The sequence below is a fragment of the Actinoplanes sp. ATCC 53533 genome (assembly GCF_003947245.1).
Genome location: NZ_QHHV01000021.1, coordinates 89,922 through 106,309 on the forward strand (window position 1 = coordinate 89,922; position 16,388 = coordinate 106,309).

The 16,388-nt window shown below is 70.5% G+C and carries 15 protein-coding genes and 2 pseudogenes; 7 read left to right on the forward strand and 10 right to left on the reverse strand.

Annotation, left to right across the window (positions count from 1 at the left end):
* Nucleotides 1–314: 314 nt before the first annotated feature.
* The 3 genes from DMB66_RS08465 to DMB66_RS08475 all read right to left on the reverse strand — a co-directional run bounded on the left by DMB66_RS08465 (nucleotide 315) and on the right by DMB66_RS08475 (nucleotide 3,059).
* Nucleotides 315–926 carry an enoyl-CoA hydratase/isomerase family protein gene (locus tag DMB66_RS08465; protein ID WP_233624393.1) on the reverse strand — a complete coding sequence of 204 codons (612 nt, stop codon included), beginning with the start codon at nucleotides 924–926 and terminating at the stop codon, nucleotides 315–317.
* Nucleotides 927–943: 17 nt separating this feature from the next.
* A complete protein-coding gene (gene tsaA, locus DMB66_RS08470; protein WP_125803467.1) occupies nucleotides 944–1,354 on the reverse strand; it encodes a tRNA (N6-threonylcarbamoyladenosine(37)-N6)-methyltransferase TrmO in 411 nt (136 codons plus the stop codon).
* 127 nt (nucleotides 1,355–1,481) lie between these two features.
* On the reverse strand, nucleotides 1,482–3,059 hold the full coding sequence (locus tag DMB66_RS08475; protein ID WP_233624394.1) for a methyl-accepting chemotaxis protein: 1,578 nt from the start codon (nucleotides 3,057–3,059) through the stop codon (nucleotides 1,482–1,484).
* A 179-nt stretch (nucleotides 3,060–3,238) separates the two neighbouring features.
* Here DMB66_RS08475 and DMB66_RS08480 point away from each other — a divergent pair, with 179 nt between their 5' ends.
* On the forward strand, nucleotides 3,239–4,354 hold the full coding sequence (locus DMB66_RS08480) for a winged helix DNA-binding domain-containing protein (RefSeq protein WP_125803469.1): 1,116 nt from the start codon (nucleotides 3,239–3,241) through the stop codon (nucleotides 4,352–4,354).
* Between the two features lie 55 nt (nucleotides 4,355–4,409).
* Here the strand turns inward: DMB66_RS08480 and DMB66_RS08485 are convergent, their stop codons facing one another.
* Complete coding sequence (locus tag DMB66_RS08485) at nucleotides 4,410–4,898, reverse strand: MarR family winged helix-turn-helix transcriptional regulator (RefSeq protein WP_125803470.1); 489 nt, start codon at nucleotides 4,896–4,898, stop codon at nucleotides 4,410–4,412.
* Between the two features lie 124 nt (nucleotides 4,899–5,022).
* Here DMB66_RS08485 and DMB66_RS08490 point away from each other — a divergent pair, with 124 nt between their 5' ends.
* Nucleotides 5,023–5,457: a DUF6069 family protein gene (locus DMB66_RS08490; protein WP_125803471.1), complete on the forward strand. Its 435-nt coding sequence runs from the start codon at nucleotides 5,023–5,025 to the stop codon at nucleotides 5,455–5,457.
* 23 nt (nucleotides 5,458–5,480) lie between these two features.
* Here DMB66_RS08490 and DMB66_RS08495 read toward each other — a convergent pair whose 3' ends face one another.
* The gene (locus DMB66_RS08495) at nucleotides 5,481–6,953 is read right to left on the reverse strand and encodes a family 43 glycosylhydrolase (RefSeq protein ID WP_199752133.1); all 1,473 of its coding nucleotides are present in this window, start codon (nucleotides 6,951–6,953) and stop codon (nucleotides 5,481–5,483) included.
* A 257-nt stretch (nucleotides 6,954–7,210) separates the two neighbouring features.
* Between DMB66_RS08495 and DMB66_RS08500 the strand changes: the two genes are divergently transcribed.
* Both DMB66_RS08500 and DMB66_RS08505 read left to right on the forward strand, forming a co-directional pair.
* A complete protein-coding gene (locus DMB66_RS08500; RefSeq protein ID WP_125803472.1) occupies nucleotides 7,211–8,311 on the forward strand; it encodes a phosphatidylserine/phosphatidylglycerophosphate/cardiolipin synthase family protein in 1,101 nt (366 codons plus the stop codon).
* 56 nt (nucleotides 8,312–8,367) lie between these two features.
* Nucleotides 8,368–10,092 carry a serine hydrolase gene (locus DMB66_RS08505; protein WP_233624395.1) on the forward strand — a complete coding sequence of 575 codons (1,725 nt, stop codon included), beginning with the start codon at nucleotides 8,368–8,370 and terminating at the stop codon, nucleotides 10,090–10,092.
* Here the strand turns inward: DMB66_RS08505 and DMB66_RS08510 are convergent.
* The 4 genes from DMB66_RS08510 to DMB66_RS08525 form a co-directional block, all read right to left on the reverse strand.
* Nucleotides 10,076–10,465 (reverse strand): transposase, encoded by a 390-nt coding sequence (locus DMB66_RS08510; RefSeq protein WP_125803473.1) that lies wholly within the window; start codon nucleotides 10,463–10,465, stop codon nucleotides 10,076–10,078. The genes DMB66_RS08505 and DMB66_RS08510 overlap by 17 nt on opposite strands.
* 72 nt (nucleotides 10,466–10,537) lie before the next feature.
* Entirely contained in the window at nucleotides 10,538–11,350 is an 813-nt protein-coding gene (locus DMB66_RS08515) for an ExeA family protein (protein ID WP_125803474.1), read from the reverse strand.
* Nucleotides 11,347–12,747 (reverse strand): DDE-type integrase/transposase/recombinase, encoded by a 1,401-nt coding sequence (locus DMB66_RS08520; protein ID WP_125803475.1) that lies wholly within the window; start codon nucleotides 12,745–12,747, stop codon nucleotides 11,347–11,349. Before DMB66_RS08520 ends, DMB66_RS08515 begins: the two co-directional genes overlap by 4 nt.
* A 63-nt stretch (nucleotides 12,748–12,810) precedes the next feature.
* A complete protein-coding gene (locus tag DMB66_RS08525) occupies nucleotides 12,811–13,248 on the reverse strand; it encodes a hypothetical protein (protein WP_199752137.1) in 438 nt (145 codons plus the stop codon).
* 935 nt (nucleotides 13,249–14,183) lie between these two features.
* Between DMB66_RS08525 and DMB66_RS08530 the strand changes: the two genes are divergently transcribed.
* The 3 genes and pseudogenes from DMB66_RS08530 to DMB66_RS08545 form a co-directional block, all read left to right on the forward strand.
* Nucleotides 14,184–14,546 carry a transposase family protein gene (locus DMB66_RS08530; RefSeq protein WP_233624396.1) on the forward strand — a complete coding sequence of 121 codons (363 nt, stop codon included), beginning with the start codon at nucleotides 14,184–14,186 and terminating at the stop codon, nucleotides 14,544–14,546.
* A gap of 18 nt (nucleotides 14,547–14,564) precedes the next feature.
* Nucleotides 14,565–15,326, forward strand: a complete 762-nt coding sequence (locus DMB66_RS08535; protein ID WP_233624397.1) for a transposase — start codon at nucleotides 14,565–14,567, stop codon at nucleotides 15,324–15,326.
* 143 nt (nucleotides 15,327–15,469) lie between these two features.
* Nucleotides 15,470–16,039, forward strand: a pseudogene (locus DMB66_RS08545) (trypsin-like serine protease); the annotation flags it as partial.
* A gap of 152 nt (nucleotides 16,040–16,191) precedes the next feature.
* On the opposite strand, the pseudogene DMB66_RS62470 reads toward DMB66_RS08545, so the two are convergent.
* Nucleotides 16,192–16,388 (reverse strand): annotated as a pseudogene (locus tag DMB66_RS62470) (hypothetical protein); the annotation flags it as partial.

Genomic DNA, 16,388 nt, shown 5'->3' on the forward strand with positions numbered 1-16,388 from the left:
AACGCCGCCTGTTCGGGCGACGACGATGCGGCAATCACCTCGGAATCAACGCGCCCGGCCGGCTGCCCACTGGGACTCGGCGCGTTACTACCGCAGCCGGAAAGCGCCAGAGCGGCGAGGGCGGCACCTGCGAGGACGCGGCCGCGGGGAGCGAAAGCGCCGATGAACGCGGAAAAATGTGTCATGCGCAGAGTCTCCGATCATCACCCCGCCTCCCGCGTGAGCACGCCTACCCAGGTAGCCGGATGCCCGGGGTGAGTAGCGCGTCGTGCCAAGAACTCGGCCGGACGCCGTTCTGACGCTCATCGACCAGCTCAACGACCGGGCAGCCGTACCGGCGATGCGATGAGCCGACAACGAGCCAAGAGACGCCCGGGCCGGGTCAGGTCGCGGGGAGGGCCAGGGCCGCGGCGCGCAGGGGTCTCGGCGGCGCCGGCGAACATCGTGGACTTGATGCTGCCCAGCGTCCCGCGGTCCTTGCCGGCGAGCGGGCGCACCGCCGCCGTGGCCGTGGCCAGCAGGGCGGATTCCTCCGCCGCGCGGTCGACCAGGCCGAACTCGACGGCCGTCGGCGCGTCGAAGCGCCGGCCGGTGGTCATCGCGGCGATCGCGGCGGCGGGGGTCAGCTTGGCCTGGATCAGCGCGGCCATTCCCGGGGTGAAGGGCACGTTGATGTCCACCTCCGGGAAGCACAGGTAGCCGCGATCGGACCGCATGATCCGGAAGTCGTGCGCGATGGCCAGTATCGCCCCGGCGCCGAAGGCGTGCCCGTTGACCGCCGCGATGGTCGGCACCGGCAGGGTGAGCAGGCGAGCGAGCAGCACCTGCACATCACGCAGGTAGGCCGGCGCCTGGTCGCTGTTCGCGAGCACCCAGCCCAGGTCCAGACGGTCCTTCCGGGTGGACGGTGGGTTCGACAGCTCCACAGTAGGTCCGAACCAGCTCAGCGGCGGGCCACGTCGGTCAGCACCGGCTTGATGTCCAGGACCGGGGTCCCGTCGAGCGCTTCGAGGGCACCGACCGTGATCACCCCGGCGGTGACCTCGGTGATCGTCACCTCGTGCAGGCCGATCGGGTTCGGCCGGTGCGACGACCGGGTGCTGAACACCCCCACCTCCGCCCGGTCCGGGTCGTCCCGGGGTCGCACCCGCAGCGTCTCCCGGTCGGCGCGGTCCAGCCAGGTCAGCACGATGACCCGGTCGCCGGGGCGCAGGTCGGCCGCCGCCACGGCCGCCGCGGGGGTCAGCTCGATCCGGGACGCGGGCGCGCCCTCGTCGGGCTGGCGCGGCGCCTCCCGTGGATCGGTCAGCGACGAGCGCACCACCCCGACCGGCAGCACGACGATGTCCGGCATGGCAGCCCTCCCCCTCAGCGTGCTTGCTCCCCACGGCGACAGGTCGAGACTACGGCGGACCCGGGGCTGCGGCGGCCGGCTGTGGACGTACCGGGAAAGGCGGGCCGCGGGCCCGGCGGCGGACCGGTCAGATGGCGAACTGGGCGACGAGTCGTTGCAGGTCGGCGCTCATCCGGGCGAGGTCCTCCGTGGCGGCCTGGGATTCGGTCACCGCCGCCGCGGTCGTCTGGGCCGTCTGCGCGACACCACTGACATTCTGGCTGATGTCCTTGGCTCCCACGGCCGCGTTGGAGACGTTACGGGCCACCTCGGAGGTGGTCGCGGTCTGCTCCTCCACGGCGGAGGCGATGGTCGTCTGGAACTCGCTGATCCGCGCGATCACCGCGGTGATCTTCTCGATCGCCTCCACCGCGTCGACGGTGTTCGTCTGGATCGTCTCGACCTGCTGGAAGATGTCACCGGTGGCCCGCGCGGTCTCCTGAGCCAGATCCTTGACCTCCGAGGCGACCACCGCGAAGCCCTTGCCGGCCTCACCCGCGCGGGCGGCCTCGATGGTGGCGTTGAGCGCGAGCAGGTTGGTCTGCTCGGCGATCGCGGTGATGACCTTGACGACGTTGCCGATCTGGGCCGACGACTCACCGAGCCTGCCGATGGTGGCAGTGGTGACCTCGGCCGCCTGGACAGCCTCGCCGGCGACCCGGGCCGCCTCGCTGGAATTCGCCGAGATCTCCCGGATGGAGGCGCCCATCTCCTCCGAACTGGCGGCGACCGTGGCGATGTTCGCGTCCACCTCCTCCGCGCCGGCCGAAACCGCGCCCGCCTGCACGCTGGTCTCCTCGGCGGCGGCGGCGATCTGCTCGCCGGTGGCGCACAGTTCCTCGCTGGAGGCGGCCAGTTGGACGGCATTGTCCCCCACCGCCGTCATCGCCTGCCGCAGCGACCCGATCGCATGATCCAAGTCCGCGGCCATCCGGCCGACCTCATCGCGGGAATCGATGGCGGTCTGGACGGTGAGATCTCCGCCGGCCAGGGCCTTGGCAACGGCGGAAACCTTGCCCAGGCAGCCGAGGATCTGACGGACGACGAACAGACCGATGCCGATCGCCAGGAGGCCGCCCAGCACGATGAACACGATGATCATGTTGCGCGCGGCGATGTAGTCGTCGTGGGCTTCCGTGGAACGCTCGGCGGCCTGCACCCGCTCGGCTTCGAAGGCAGCATCGAGGTTGGCGAAGGCTTTGTCGGTGGCGGGGGTGAACTGCGCGTCGCGGGCCTTCTGAAACCCGGCGAAATCGTTACGGCGCGAGAACGGCAACAGCACCTGGTCGCGGATGTCGACGGCGGCTTTCCAGTCGGCGCTGAAGCCGTCGACCGCACCGGGATCGGCGGCCTTCAACCGATACTCCGCGAGCTGAGCCACCAACGTGGCCTCGTGCGTCCGCATGTCGGCTTCGACCTTGTCCATACCGGCGTCGTCCAGGCTGGTGGCGTGACTCAGGGTGTCCACGATCCCCTGCATGGCCAGGCGTCGCGCGTTGGCCAGCACCCCGAGCGGCTTGACCTGCTCGACGTACATCTGCTGCACGTGCGTGGCGGTCGCGTCGAGCTTGACCAGGCCGAGAACGCCGACGCTCACCGCCACCGCGAGGGTCACCACCACCGCGCTGAGGACCTTCACGCGCAGCGGCAGATCAATGAACCGCATACGCCGTGGCCGGTGTTCCGTCGTCGCCATCGCCGCCCCCTCGTCATGATCCGGGTTACTCCTGATGACTGTCACAGAACCCGGCTCGACCGCGAGAAGATTTCGGAGAATGCATCCGGCCCCGGGATCGCCAGGGGAAGAGGCCACGGGATGGCCGCTTCTCCTGTGAGGATTTCCCCATGACCGCACTCAGCACCCGGGCGCTCAACCGTGCGACCCTCGCCCGGCAGCTGCTGCTCGACCACGCCGACCTGCCGGTCCTCGACGCCGTCGCGCACCTGGGCGGCCTGCAGGCCCAGGAACCGCAGGAGCCGTTCGTCGGGCTCTGGTCGCGGCTGCGCGCCTTCGACCCGGCGGTGCTGGAGGATCTGCTGGTCCGCCGGAGCGTCGTGCGGACCCACCTCATGCGCCGCACGGTTCACCTGCTCACCGCCGCCGACGCCCTGGCCTGGCGCTCCCGCCACGAGGCCATGCTGCGCCAGCGGGTCATCGGGGTCTACCGGCGCGAGCTCGCCGGCGTGGACCTCGACGAGCTCGCGGCGGCGGGCCGGGCGGTGCTGGCCGACGGCGAGCCCCGCTCGATGACCGAGCTCGCGCGGGCGCTGGCCGAGCGCTGGCCGGCGCCGGGACCGCGCGCGCTGGGCGAGATGCTGCTGGCCGTCCTGCCGATGGCGCAGCTGCCGCCACGCGGGCTGTGGCGCACGAGGGCGGGAGTCCGCAACGCCCTGATCTCGTCCTGGCTGGGACGCGAGGTCGACCCGCCGGCCCCGAACGGCTCCGATCCGGGCGGCTCCGATCCGGTCGGCGAGGCGCTGGTGCGGCGCTATCTGGCCGCCTTCGGCCCCGCGGCCACGGCGGACCTGCGCGCCTGGTGCGGCCTCGCCGGGCTGCCGGCCGCGGTGACCGCGGTACGCGACGAGCTGGTCTCCTTCCGCGACGAACGAGGCCGGGAGCTGCTGGATCTCCCCGACGCGCCGCGCCCCGACCCCGACACCCCCGCCCCGGTGCGGTTCCTGCCGGCGTTCGACAACGCGCTGCTCGGCTACGACGACCGCAGCCGGATCGTCGACAAGGCGCACCGCGGCCTGTCGGTAGCCGGCTCGCGCGTGGTCCTGGTCGACGGCCGGGTCGCCGGCACCTGGGACGTCAGGGCCGGCACCGTGATCGTCACCCCGCTGGGCGGCTTCTCCCGGGCTGACCGCACCGCCGTGGCCGAGCAGGGGCGGGCGCTGGCGTCGTTCCTCTCCGACAACGACAGTGATCGCGTCCAGATCGCCGCGTCTCCGGGGACGTAGGCACCGGCCGGGCGAGGCGGCGGGTCGGCGATGATCCGGTAGCCGGCGCGTGCCGCTATTCCCGCCAGGGCTGTCGGTCGGCGCGCGCGCTGTTGAGGCGGCGCCCGATCGCGGCGAGCTGGCGCAGCTGCGTACGGGTCAGCCGGTCGACCGTCAGCCGGCGCACCTCGGCCACGTGGCCGGGTGCGGACTCCACCACTTTCGCGTACCCCGCGTCGGTGAGCACGGCGTTCTTGACCCGGCCGCTGTCGGCGCTGCGGGAGCGGCACACCCAGCCGCGCGCCTCGAGGCGCTTGACCACATGCGACAGCCGCGACAGGGATCCGTTCGCCAGCAGCGCGAGGGTGCTCATCGTCCGGGTGCGCTCCGGCGCCTCCGACAGCACGGCGAGGATCGCATACTCGAAGCTCGTCACCTCGGCGTCGCGGGTGAGCTGGGCGTCCAGCGCGGCGGGCAGCCAGGAGGTCAACTGGACGAGCTGCAGCCAGGCGTCGCTCTCGTCGGCGTCGAGCCACGCCGGCTCGCTGTGCTCATCCCCGGCCATACCGCCATCCTAGGTGCCGCCCGCCGCCCGCCCGGTTCGGCCCCAACACTTGACGCATCAATCTTTGGTGGTACAAGATTCAGTTGATGCCTCAAGTTTCGGCAGCCCCTTCGAGAGGTAGACCATGACAGTCACCAGCGCACCCGTAGCCCGCAGCTCCGGCCTGGCGGTCGCGGCCGGAATCGTCGCCGCCGCGGTGGTCGCGGTCGCCGTCAACGCCCTGATCGCGGTGATCGCGCACGGGTTCGGCGCTTCCGACGAATTCCAGCCGCTGCGGTTCGGGGCCTATGCCTTCCTGACGGTGGCCGGCATCCTGATCGCGGCGGCGGGCTGGGCGGCGATCCGCCGGTGGACCAAGCGACCCTCGGCGGTGCTGCGGTGGCTGGTACCGGCCGTGCTGGTGGTGTCGTTCGTGCCCGACCTGGCGCTGCTGGGCAGCGACGCGCAGCCCGGGACGAGCGGGTTCGCGGTCGTCGCCCTGATCGTCATGCACGTCAACGTCGCGGCCGTCGCCGTACCGGTCTTCCGTCGCGTCCTCCCGCTGCCCGACCGCGGGTAGCGGATGCGGGGCCGCCCGGCCCGCTATTCGAGGATGAAGGTGGCGTCCGCGCGATCGGTCGCCGTCGAGACGGCCTGCACGAAGATCAGGTTCTCGTAGTGGCGCAGGTACCGGCCGGGGAAGTTGACGGACTCGAACGACACCGTCCCGGTGCCGGTCAGGCCCGCCCGCCGGGTGAAGCTCGCGTCGGCCCGGAAGGTCGCCGTGCCGTCGTCGCGCCGGACCCAGCCCTCGAAGTTGCTGTGCCGCAGGTAGTAGCCCGGGAAGTTGGTGGACTCCAGCGACACCGATCCCCCGCCGGCCAGGCCGGGCACCAGGCGGAACTGGGAGTCGGCCAGCGGCTTCACGCCGGCCTCGATGCGGGCCCGGTATTCCCAGTGCCGCACGAAGCGGTCCGGGAAGTTGGCCGACTTCAGGCGGACCGGGGTGGCGCCGTCCGGGACCGGGATGCCGAAGTCGGGCGTGCCGTCGGCGTTCCAGTACAGCTTCTGCACCCGGGTCCGCCGGTTCGGGTCCTTCAGCGGATCGCCGGTGATGTTCGGGTAGTTGCGGTCGTGATAGACGAGGATGTCGCTCTGGCCGTCCTCGGAGGTGGTGAACGAGTTGTGACCGGGGCCGTACTGGCCGGTGCCGGCGTTGCTGACGAAGACCGGGTCCGGGGTCTTGGTCCAGGACGAGGCGCTGAGCAGGTTGCCGGTGGCGGAGGCGGTCAGCAGTCCCAGGCAGTAGTTGGCGTCCGTCGCGCTGGCCGAGTACGCCAGGAACACCTTGCCGTTGCGCTGGATCACCGCGGGCCCCTCGTTCACCTCGACCCCGCCGCGCCGCTCCCAGGCCAGCGTCGGCACCGCGATCCTGGTCGGCGTGCCGGTGATGGTCCACGGGTTGCTCATCCGGGCGATGTAGAGGTTGGAGTTGGTGTCGATCCCCGGCTCGGCCTGGGCCCAGACGAGATACCGCACGCCGTTGGTGACGAAGGTCGAGGCGTCCAGGGCGAAGGTCTCCCAGGAGGTACGGATCTGGCCCTTCTCGGCCCACGAGGCGGTCAGCGGGTTCGCGCCGGTGCCCTCCAGGACGTACATCCGGATCGCCCAGATGTCGGCGGAGGCGCCGGCGGCGAAGTAGACGTACCATTTGCCGTCGATGAAGTGGATCTCGGGCGCCCAGATGTGCGCGCCCATGATGCCGCTGGAGTGCTTGCGCCAGATGACCGTCTCCGGCGCGCTCGACAGCCCCTGGATGGTGGTGGCGCGGCGCAGCACGATGCGGTCGTACTCGGGAACCGTGGCGGTGAAGTAGTAGTAGCCGTCGGTGTGCTTGACGATGTGGGCGTCGGCCCGTTGGTTCACCAGCGGATTCGTGTACTGCACCGAGGGCGACGCGGCGGCGGGCGTGGCACCGGTCAGGGTCGCGGCGACCAGGCTCAGCGCCGCGGCGACGGCGATCAGGCGCGCGCTCATCCGACCGGTACGGGCGGGGGAATTCGCGGGGACGGTCATGCGGGCGCCCTTCTGGCTGCACCCGGCCGCTGTTGTTTCACCCGGGTTACGCCAGAGTGTTAGCGGTAACAATGACACCGTCAAGACCTGCCGGCCATTGACATCAAAGAATGTCGTCCGCACCGGGCCCCGGCCGGCCCCGCCGAGGGCCGAGTCAGGTTGGCGACCGAGGCCGTGAATCGCGGCTCGCCGGGGTCATCGTGAAGCGGAGCTGGGTTGGCAAAAGTGCTGGCCGACGGTGAGATGAGGGTGCTGCCATGGCCGTGCGACTGGGTGATGTCGAGTTCCACACCGGGCCGCCCGTGCTGGGCGCCCCCGACGACCTGCACGCGGTGATCCTGGGCTTCCTGGCCGCCGCCACGACGTCATTGCGGATCGCCGTCCAGGAGATCGACTCCGAGCCCATCGCGCGGGCGATCCTCGACGCCAAGGCCCGCGGCGTCCGGGTCCAGATCATTCTCGAGTCGAGCTACCTGCACGAGGACCGGGCGCCGGCCGACCCGTGGGCGGTGGCCGGGGACAACGAGGTCAACCGGGTCATCCACGCGGCGTTCCTGCGCGCCGGCGTCGACGTGATCACCGACCTGAACCCGGCGATCTTCCACCAGAAGTTCGTGGTGCGCGACCACGGCAAGCCCGGCGCGGCCGTGCTGACCGGCTCGGCGAACTTCACCCACACCGACACCGGCACCAACCTCGAGACCGGGGCCGGCCGGTCCGGCAACAATCTCAACCACGTCGTGGTGCTTGGCGGCAAGCAGGCCACCGACCAGTACCGCAGCGAGTTCGACCGGATGCGCGGCGGCACCTTCGGCGACCTGCACGAGCGCCACGAGGCCCGGCCGGACGAGTTCCGGCTCGGTGGCATCCGGGTCAAGCCGCTGTTCGCGCCGCGGCACGGGCCCGAGATGGAGATCATGAAGCAGATGCTCAAGGCCCGCTCCCGGGTCGACTTCGCGATGTTCACCTTCGCCCAGTCCTCCGGCATCGACGACGCCATGGCGCGCCTGGTCGGTCCCGGCCTGCCCATCCGCGGCATCCTCGACCGGGGCCAGGGCGCCCAGCGCTGGGCCGCCACCCAGCCGTTGAAGGCCGCGGGCGTGCAGCTGTGGGAGAACCGGCCGGGCACCGGGCTGCGCAAGGTGCACCACAAGCTGATGGTGGTCGACGCCCGGCTGATCATCATCGGCAGCTTCAACTACACCGGGCCGGCGACCACCCTCAACGACGAGAACATCGTGGTGCTGGGCGATCTCGAGGAGACCGACGCGGTCGCCGAGGCCGCCCAGCGCCGGCTCGCCACGGCGGCGCTGGCCGAGATCGACCGGATCATCACCGACCTGGGCCGGCCGGTCTGATCCAGCCGGCGGCCGCGGTGGCGGGCCGTCGGTCGCGATCGGCTATAAATCGGACTGTGGCCGATCACATGGACGTATCCGACGGGGCGGCGCTGCCGCGGAGCACGCCGGGCGAGCAGGGCGTCGACGGGACCGGGGTGGACCGGTTCATCGACGCGGTCGCCCCGCTCGACGGGGTGGAACTGCACAGCCTGATGGTGCTGCGACACGGTCACGTGGTCGCCGAGCGCTGGTGGCAGCCGTACGGGCCGGAGACGCCGCACCTGCTCTACTCGCTGAGCAAGAGCTTCGCGTCCACCGCGCTCGGGTTCGCGGTGGACGAGGGCCTGGTAGACCTCGACGCGACGGTGCTGTCGTACTTCCCGGAGTACGACGCGGCGGTGACCGGCGAGCGGTCCCGCTCGATCCGGGTCCGGCACGTGGCGGCGATGGCCAGCGGGCACGACGACGAGACCTTCGAACGGGCGATGGTGGCCGGAAACGGCGACATGCTGCTCGGCCTCCTGCTCGTCCCACCGGACCGGGAACCGGGAACGGTCTTCGCGTACAACCAGCCGTGCACGTACGCGCTGTCGGCGATCATCCAGCGGGTCAGCGGGGAGTCGCTGACGGCGTACCTGAGGCCCCGGTTGTTCGAACCGCTGGGCATCACGCGGGCCGGCTGGCGCCGCGACAAGCGGGGCCTGGAGCTGGGCTACGCCGGGCTGTACCTGCCGACCGAGGCGATCGCCAAGCTCGGCCAGCTCTACCTGCGGAACGGCGAGTGGGCCGGCCGGCGGCTGCTGAGCGCGGAGTGGGTGGCGCAGGCGACCCGCGCGCAGGTCGCGACGACCAGCCCGGACCCGGACTGGGACCGGGGCTACGGCTTCCAGTTCTGGCGCGGCCGGCACGGATACCGCGGCGACGGCGCGTACAGCCAGCTCATGCTGGTCCTGCCGGAGGCGGACGCGGTCGTCGCGATCACCTCGCAGAGCCCGGACACCCCGGGCCTGCTGGACGCGCTCTGGACCCATCTGCTGCCCGCGCTGACCTCCTCCCCGGCGCCGCACCCGGGCACCGGGACACCCACGACCCCCGGGCGGCCGACTGCCCGGCCCGGCAGGCAGCCGCCCGCCGGACGACCTCGCCCCGATGGCCTTCCGCCCCGGCCCGGCAAACGAGATCAAAAGCCTGCACACGGTACGGCTCAACGCCGGCGACGAGATCCAACTGGCCGACAGCGGCCCGGAAGTGGTCGCCGCACTGGGCGCCCCGGACGCCTGGACCCGAACGGGTCCCGTGGCCACGGCCTCCGCCTGGTCCGACGGGCGGCTGCACGTCGACCTCATCTTCGTCGAAACCCCGCACCGGCTGCACGTGCGGCTCGACCCGGCCGCCGGGACATTCGACGCCCGCTGGCAGACCGTGCCACTCGGCGAGCCACCACTGTCGAAGCTGCGCATGCCCGGGTAGGCACTTGTTACTGCTACGGCGTTTGTCCGCCGGCGCCGCCGGGTCCGCTGTCACTGCTACGGCGTTTGTCCGCCGGTGCCGCCGGTGCCGCCGGCTCCGCTGGCTCCCCTGGGTCCGCTGGGGTCCCCTGGGTCCGCTGGGTCCCCTGGGTCCGCTGGGGTCCCCTGGGTCCGCTGGGTCCGCTGGGTCCGCTGGGTCCGCTGGGTCCGCTGTTACGGCGTTTGACCGCCGGTGCCGCTGGGTCCGCCGGCGGAGTGTGTTGGTGGTTGCTCGCGCTTTGCTCTGCTTCCCGACCCTGTTGCCTAATTCTGTCTACGCGGCGAGGGTGAGATCGAGTCTGTTCAGGTGGGTGGTTCGGGTGCGTTGGAGGGGTGTGTTGGTCCACCAGGCGTGTAGGCGGATGAGGTTGATCGCGGTCGCGGCGAAGGTGTGTTCGAGGGTGACTTTGCTCAGGCCGGTGTAGCGGGCTTGGTGGATGCCGGTGACGGCGGTGGTTTGGTGGATGGTGGCTTCGATCCCGGCGCGGGCGCGGTAGGTGTGTTTCCACGCCGGGGTTTGTTGTTCGGCGCGGGCCTGGCGCAGGGTGTCGTGCAGGTGGCGGGGTTGCAGCGTCAACTGTCGGCCGGAGCGCTGCGAGCGGGTGCACGCGGTGTGTTGAGCGACGCTGTGGATGGCGATGACGGCGTCGTTGAGCGTGACGATGTGGTTTGGGTGTGAAAGAACCCCGCCGGCGTAGCCGGCGGGGTTCTGGTGTTCACGGTGTCGGCGTGGTGGTCATTCTGTCGTGACTTCGGCGACGGCGGCTCGGGCGCTGGATTCGTCGACGATGGTCTTGTTCGTGGCGTAGGCGGCGACGAGGGCTTGGACGGCGAGGTTGTTGATCGCTCTGGGCAGGCCGCGGGAGACCTGGTGAATCAGGGCGAGGGCGTCGTCGCTGAACAGGGTGTCGGAACGGCCGGCGAGTTTGAGGTGGTGGCCGACGTAGCTGCTGGTTTCGTCGGCGGTCATGCCGGTGATGGTGTAGCGCAGGGCGATGCGCTGGTCGAGCGCGGCGAAGGTGCCGAGTTTGATCCGCCGTCGGAGGGTGGGTTGCCCGACCAGCAGGGCGGCGAACGGTGAGTGGCTGTCCATGTCGGCGTTGCTCAGGAGCCGGAGTTCTTCGAGTTGGTCGGTGTCGAGTAGGTGGGCTTCGTCGAGGACGAGGACCACGGTGCGGCCGCGTTCGTGGTCCTCGGCGGCGAGGAGATCGGCGGTTTGTGGGATGAGGGCGGCTTTGTGGAAGCGAGGGACGCCGCCGAGGGCTCCGACGATGCCGGCGTAGAGGCCGCGGCCACCGACGGCGGGGTTGCCGAGGTAGATGATCGTGTGGCGGCTGGTGTCCAGACCAGCCAGGGCGGCGCGGATGGCGACGGTTTTCCCGGCGCCGACCTCGCCGGTGATCACACCGAGGGCGCGTTCGGTGACGCACCAGCCGATCCGGGCGACGGCTTCGGCGTGGCCGCCGTGGCGGTGCAGCATCTGCGGTGCCAGGGCTCTGCCGAACGGGGTGCGGGTGAAGCCGTAGTGCGCTTGCAGTTTGTCGATCACGCCGGCACCTCGTCTGTCGGGTCGGTGCCGGGCAGCGCGAGCTGGCCGGGCAGTTGGCCGTCGTCCAGTTGCGAGTAACGCAGTTTGGTGGCCAGTTCGGCTGTGTGCTGCGCCTCGACCAGGCGCAGGTAGTCGATCCCGGTTACCGCCGGCTGCGGTGATGTGGTGTCGTCGGGGCGGGCCTTGTGGTGCACGTGCCGGCCGATCTTGTGCGGGATCGCCTTGCCCATCGATCTGCCGTGCCAGCGGACCTCGAGGGCGGTGAGATCGAACGGGTCGAAGACGAGCTCGACCTTGCGCCCGACCAGAGCGGCGTCGACTTCGTAGTGGTTGCCGTGCAGACCGACGGTGGCGGTCTTGGTGACGGTGCGCCATTCCGACCACAGGAACGCCTCCCGCAGCAGCTGCGGCGACGGCAACGCCGGGGTGCCGACCGGCTGCCAGCGCTCCAGCGGGGCCTCGCCGGTCTCGGAATGCGTGCGGCGGTGGTAGACGGTCTCGACCCACGCGGTGAACAGCGTGTTCAGCGCGATCATGTCGTCGAGTTCGCGGCCGGAGCCGATCTCGACGAGGAACTGCTCCCGCACGGTCCGGAAGAACCGTTCGATCTTGCCGCGCCCTTCGGGCCGGCCCGGCCGGGAGTGGATCAAACGGATACCGAGGCTGGCACAGGCCCGTAGCAACTGCCGATCCACATAGGCTGATCCGTTGTCCACGTAGATCGACTGCGGGACACCGCGGGACGCGACCGCGGCGTGCAACGCGGCCTCCAACCGCACAGTGTCCTCCCGGCGCGCCCACCGGCCGGCGACCAGGAGCCGGGAGTGGTCGTCGAGGAACGCGAACAGGATCGCCTTGCGCCCACCCACCGTCGGGCCGTGCAACGCGTCCCCCGTCCAGCGGACGTTCGGCGCGTCCGCCTCGAACCGGCCGAACACCGTCGGCGGCTGGCCGCCGGGCCGGGTCGTCAGTTCCAGCCGGGCGAAGTGTCGTTGCAGGGTCCGTTCGTCCGGCGCCCACCCGCCATGCGCGCGCAGGATCGCCGCCACCTGTGCTGCGGTGCGGGCCGGCACCTCCTTCTTCAACGCGACAGCCAGTTCGAGCACGTCAGCTGGGGTCCGCGGCGACACCAGGCGTGGGCTGGGCACCAGCGCATCGAACCCACCGCGGCGCCAGTCCCGGATCCACCGGTCGATCGTGTGCCGCGAAACCCGCACCGCAGCACCGAACGGGCCCGTGTGTTCCCGCTCCGCGAGGGCCCTCACCAGCCGACCCCGCTGCCTGGTCGTCAACCCGCGGTCGGCGGCCTGGCGGATCACTGAATACCGGAACAGCCCTACCGCCCGGGCCCGCTCGGCCCGGACCTGATCTTCCCCGGCACGACTACTGGTGGCCATCGGCGCCTCCTCACCTGCTCGGATGCACCGCGTCGGCGCACACCTGCCCGGGAGACTCGTTGATCAACCAGCGGTGCCCAAGGGCCAACTCGTGTTGCTCCACTCGCCCGGCACCGCCCCGCTCAGCAGCCGGCCGTCCGTGACCGCTGAAGCCAACTGCCACGCCGACACCGCGCCGAGGACCCCGAGCCGGCGCCGGGCCGCCGCGGCACACACTCCGAGCACCTCCACCGCGTCTGCGAATACCGACCCGTGCACCACCAACCGCCCAGCGAGGGGGTCCAACGCGACCAGCAGCACCGCCAACACCGCCCGCACCACCGCCGCGCGACCAGCGAACGCGCGTAGCCAGCCCCGCACCGTCGAGGCCGGCCTACCCAACCGCACCGCGATCCGGCGATGCCCCTGCCCGCCGGCCTTCGCGGTCAACGCAGCACCGATCACCTCGACCCCGTCAGCCCGCCGGACCAGGCACGACACCGCCAGCAACACATGCGTCATCCGGCACGCCACACACCGTCCCCGACGCGGCCGCAGCACCCCGACACCCCGCACCACCCGCGGCCGAGCACGACCCCACGGCCTCAAAACGCCGCCGCACGGGCACCTCAACTCGCCCGCGACCAGCCGCCGATCGACCTCACCCTGAGCAGTCCCTACCATCACCATGGGTGCCTCCAGAGCACCAAGTAGCGGCCCTCCCTGTCCGGCCAAGGAGAAGGGAGGGCCGCCGCGCCTGGAGAACATGCTCAAACTGTCGTCGCACACAAACAAGGGGCCGCCCGAAGACAGCCCCCAACACCAATCGTCACCGTCACCGTCGCTGGACCACAACCCGATCGTCAGGCAGAGCGTCGCTCAACACCCCTACGGACGAGCGGGGTCCATTGAGCATCCCTGCGGCGAGTCTCCAACGGGACCGCGACCGGGTTGCGCATGTCCTGGGCCGACCGCCCGAGCCCGCTCAACGCGTCTATCCCGGAGATGCGCAGGCGCCGACCCACCACCTCGATGCGCTCCGCAACCGGCTTCCTGTGGCAGCCCACAGCCGGCACCATCGTCCGGAAGGGCATCCGTCGCGCGGTCGAGGGCACCAGCCGCCGCACGCTCATCATCGCAGGCATCATGACCAGCTTCTACGTCGTCGAGCCCACCTTGGCGGCCCCGGCTGAGGCAGGGCTGTTGCATAGTCGGTTAAGGGGGTGTGTGAACTGCGGTCGGGTGGTCGTGCGGCGAGGGCTGGGTCCATGTAGGACGGGTGCGGCCCGTTGGTGATCATGGTGTTTGCGAAGACAACCGTGATCGAGAACAGGACCGCACCCGCTGATGTCATCATCACTGACCGAGATCGTGCTGCTGCAGCGCCCCCGGACATGCCGTGCCCGACCGCGGTCACCGATGGTGATCGTCTGAGCCTGTTCGTCGCGTTGGAAGCGGTGGATGATCCGCGGGGCCGGCGGTATCCGCTGGCCGGCATCCTGGCGGCAGCGGTGTGCGCGGTGATAGCCGGGGCATGCACGTTCGCCGCGGTCGGCGACTGGGTGCGTTTCCAGGACCGTACGGTGTGGCAGCGTCTCGGGTTCACCGGCCGGGTGCCCGCCGCGACGACGGTGTGGCGGCTGCTGACCCGCATCGACGCCGAGGTGTTGTCGCGGGTCCTGGCCGGCTGGTTGCGGGGCCGGGCGGTGCCGGTACTGGCTGCCGGCCGATGGTGGCGCCTGGTCGTCGCCGTCGATGGGAAGGTCGAGCGGGGAGCCCGGCTGAGCGACGGGCGGCAGGTCCATCTGCTCTCGGCCTAGGACACCAGCACCGGGATCATGCTCGCCCAGGTCCAGATCGCGGCGAAATCGAATGAGATTCCCGCGTTCACGCCACTGCTGCGCCTAGTCAAGGCCCTCCTGGGGTCGTTGGAAGGCGTCCTGGTCGTGGCGGACGCGTTGCATGCCCAGGTCGGGCACGCCGAGTTGCTCGCCGCGGACGGCGGGCATCTGATGGTCACGGTCAAGGCCAACCAGCGGAAACCGCACGACCAGTTCAAGGGCCTTCCCTGGAGCAAGGTCCCGATCGGGGCGCAGACCCGCGAGACCGATCACGGCCGCAAAGGAGACCCGCACGGTCGAGGCGCTCACCGTCGCGACCCCGGGTGGGCTGGAATTCCCCCACGCGCAACAGGCCGTCCGGATCACCCGCACCCGCACGATCAAGGGCAAGACCAGCCGCGAGACGGCGTACCTGACGATCTCGCTGCCCGCCGGCCCGGCCCGGCCCGGCCCGGCCCGGCCCGTCGATCTGGGCACGTGGGCGCGTTTTGGAATGGCATATCGAGAACCGTCTGCATTACGTACGAGACGTCACGCTACGTGAAGAGGCGCATCAAGCCCGATCCGGCAACGGCCCCGCCGTGTTCGCCATCCTCCGTAACAACTCGATCGGGTACCACCGCGTCAACGGCGCCACCAACATCACCGAAGCCACCCGAGAGGCCAGCCACCACCCCACGACCTCATCACCGCCGTGACCACCGGAAAACCGACCGTGACCAGGACCAACCCGACTATGCAATAGCCCCTGCCGGCTGAGGGCTTTCGTGTTTACACCGTCATCGATGATTCGGGTACTTTCTCCGAGGTGACACAGCGCCTCTCGATCGAGCGCCTGAACCGCGCAGGTGTCGGCGTCGTCGATGTCGAGGCCGTGATCTCACGTCTTCCAATGCGGCGGCACGCTGATCGCCCCGACTTGGGTGCTGACGGCCCGGCACTGTCTGGCCGACGCGGGCGAGACCACCGCCGTCCGGATCGGCGGTCTCGAGCTCAGTGCGAGCACTCGGATCGCCGTGGACTGCTCCGAGGTCCCGCCCGCAGCGGGCGACGTCGCGCTCCTGCACCTATCGGTCGCTGCGAGCGCCTCGGCCGTCCGGCTCGCCGACGCCGATCCGCCGCAGAACTCCACCGGCACGATGTACGGCTGGGGTGCGGAGAAGCCGGTGGCGGACGGCGAAAAGGCACTGATGTCGCCAGCCCTAAAGAATGCCGACATGTGGATCTACAGCGCATCCTACCCGGATGGCGACGGCGGTGCCGGCCTTTCGTCCTGGAGCATCAACGACACCGGCATGGGCTACAAGGGCGACTCGGGCGGCCCGTTGCTGGTCGGAGGGGTGCAGGTCGGAGCATTCAGCACGGCGCTGAACACCAATTCGAGCGGCATGAACGATCACGCCAGCGTGGCCGGCAACCGGGCCTGGATCGTGCTGTCGCAAGGAGTTGAGGCAAGCGATTCGAACTCCTGACCGCTGACCGAAGAGCGTGGCGTCCCGTCCACGAGATGCGACGAACGGAACGCCACGCTTGGCACCGGTGCAAGCGGGCACGGCACCCGAATACGAGGGTGCTACTGACGAGCTGATGGAGAACCGCTTGGCGTGCATTGCCCTGGGGTCACTCACTTCACGCTGCCCGCAGTGAGTCCGGCGACCAGATGGCGCTCGATCGCGATGAACAGGACGACCACGGGGACGATGGTGATCAGCGCAGCGACGAACAGGGTACGAGCGATCGCGCTGGACACCGACGTCACCGACACCGACGCGGTGACCTCGATGGTCGAGCGTGTCACCAACGAACTCGGCCCGATCGACA

Excerpts from the sequence above, each read along its gene's own strand:
- tsaA (WP_125803467.1), bottom strand. The coding sequence starts at position 1,354 with ATGCCGGACATCGTCGTGCTGCCGGTCGGGGTGGTGCGCTCGTCGCTG.
- DMB66_RS08475 (WP_233624394.1), bottom strand. The coding sequence starts at position 3,059 with ATGCGGTTCATTGATCTGCCGCTGCGCGTGAAGGTCCTCAGCGCGGTG.
- DMB66_RS08480 (WP_125803469.1), top strand. The coding sequence starts at position 3,239 with ATGACCGCACTCAGCACCCGGGCGCTCAACCGTGCGACCCTCGCCCGG.
- DMB66_RS08485 (WP_125803470.1), bottom strand. The coding sequence starts at position 4,898 with ATGGCCGGGGATGAGCACAGCGAGCCGGCGTGGCTCGACGCCGACGAG.
- DMB66_RS08490 (WP_125803471.1), top strand. The coding sequence starts at position 5,023 with ATGACAGTCACCAGCGCACCCGTAGCCCGCAGCTCCGGCCTGGCGGTC.
- DMB66_RS08495 (WP_199752133.1), bottom strand. The coding sequence starts at position 6,953 with ATGACCGTCCCCGCGAATTCCCCCGCCCGTACCGGTCGGATGAGCGCG.
- DMB66_RS08500 (WP_125803472.1), top strand. The coding sequence starts at position 7,211 with ATGGCCGTGCGACTGGGTGATGTCGAGTTCCACACCGGGCCGCCCGTG.
- DMB66_RS08520 (WP_125803475.1), bottom strand. The coding sequence starts at position 12,747 with ATGGCCACCAGTAGTCGTGCCGGGGAAGATCAGGTCCGGGCCGAGCGG.
- DMB66_RS08525 (WP_199752137.1), bottom strand. The coding sequence starts at position 13,248 with ATGACGCATGTGTTGCTGGCGGTGTCGTGCCTGGTCCGGCGGGCTGAC.
- DMB66_RS08535 (WP_233624397.1), top strand. The coding sequence starts at position 14,565 with ATGCTCGCCCAGGTCCAGATCGCGGCGAAATCGAATGAGATTCCCGCG.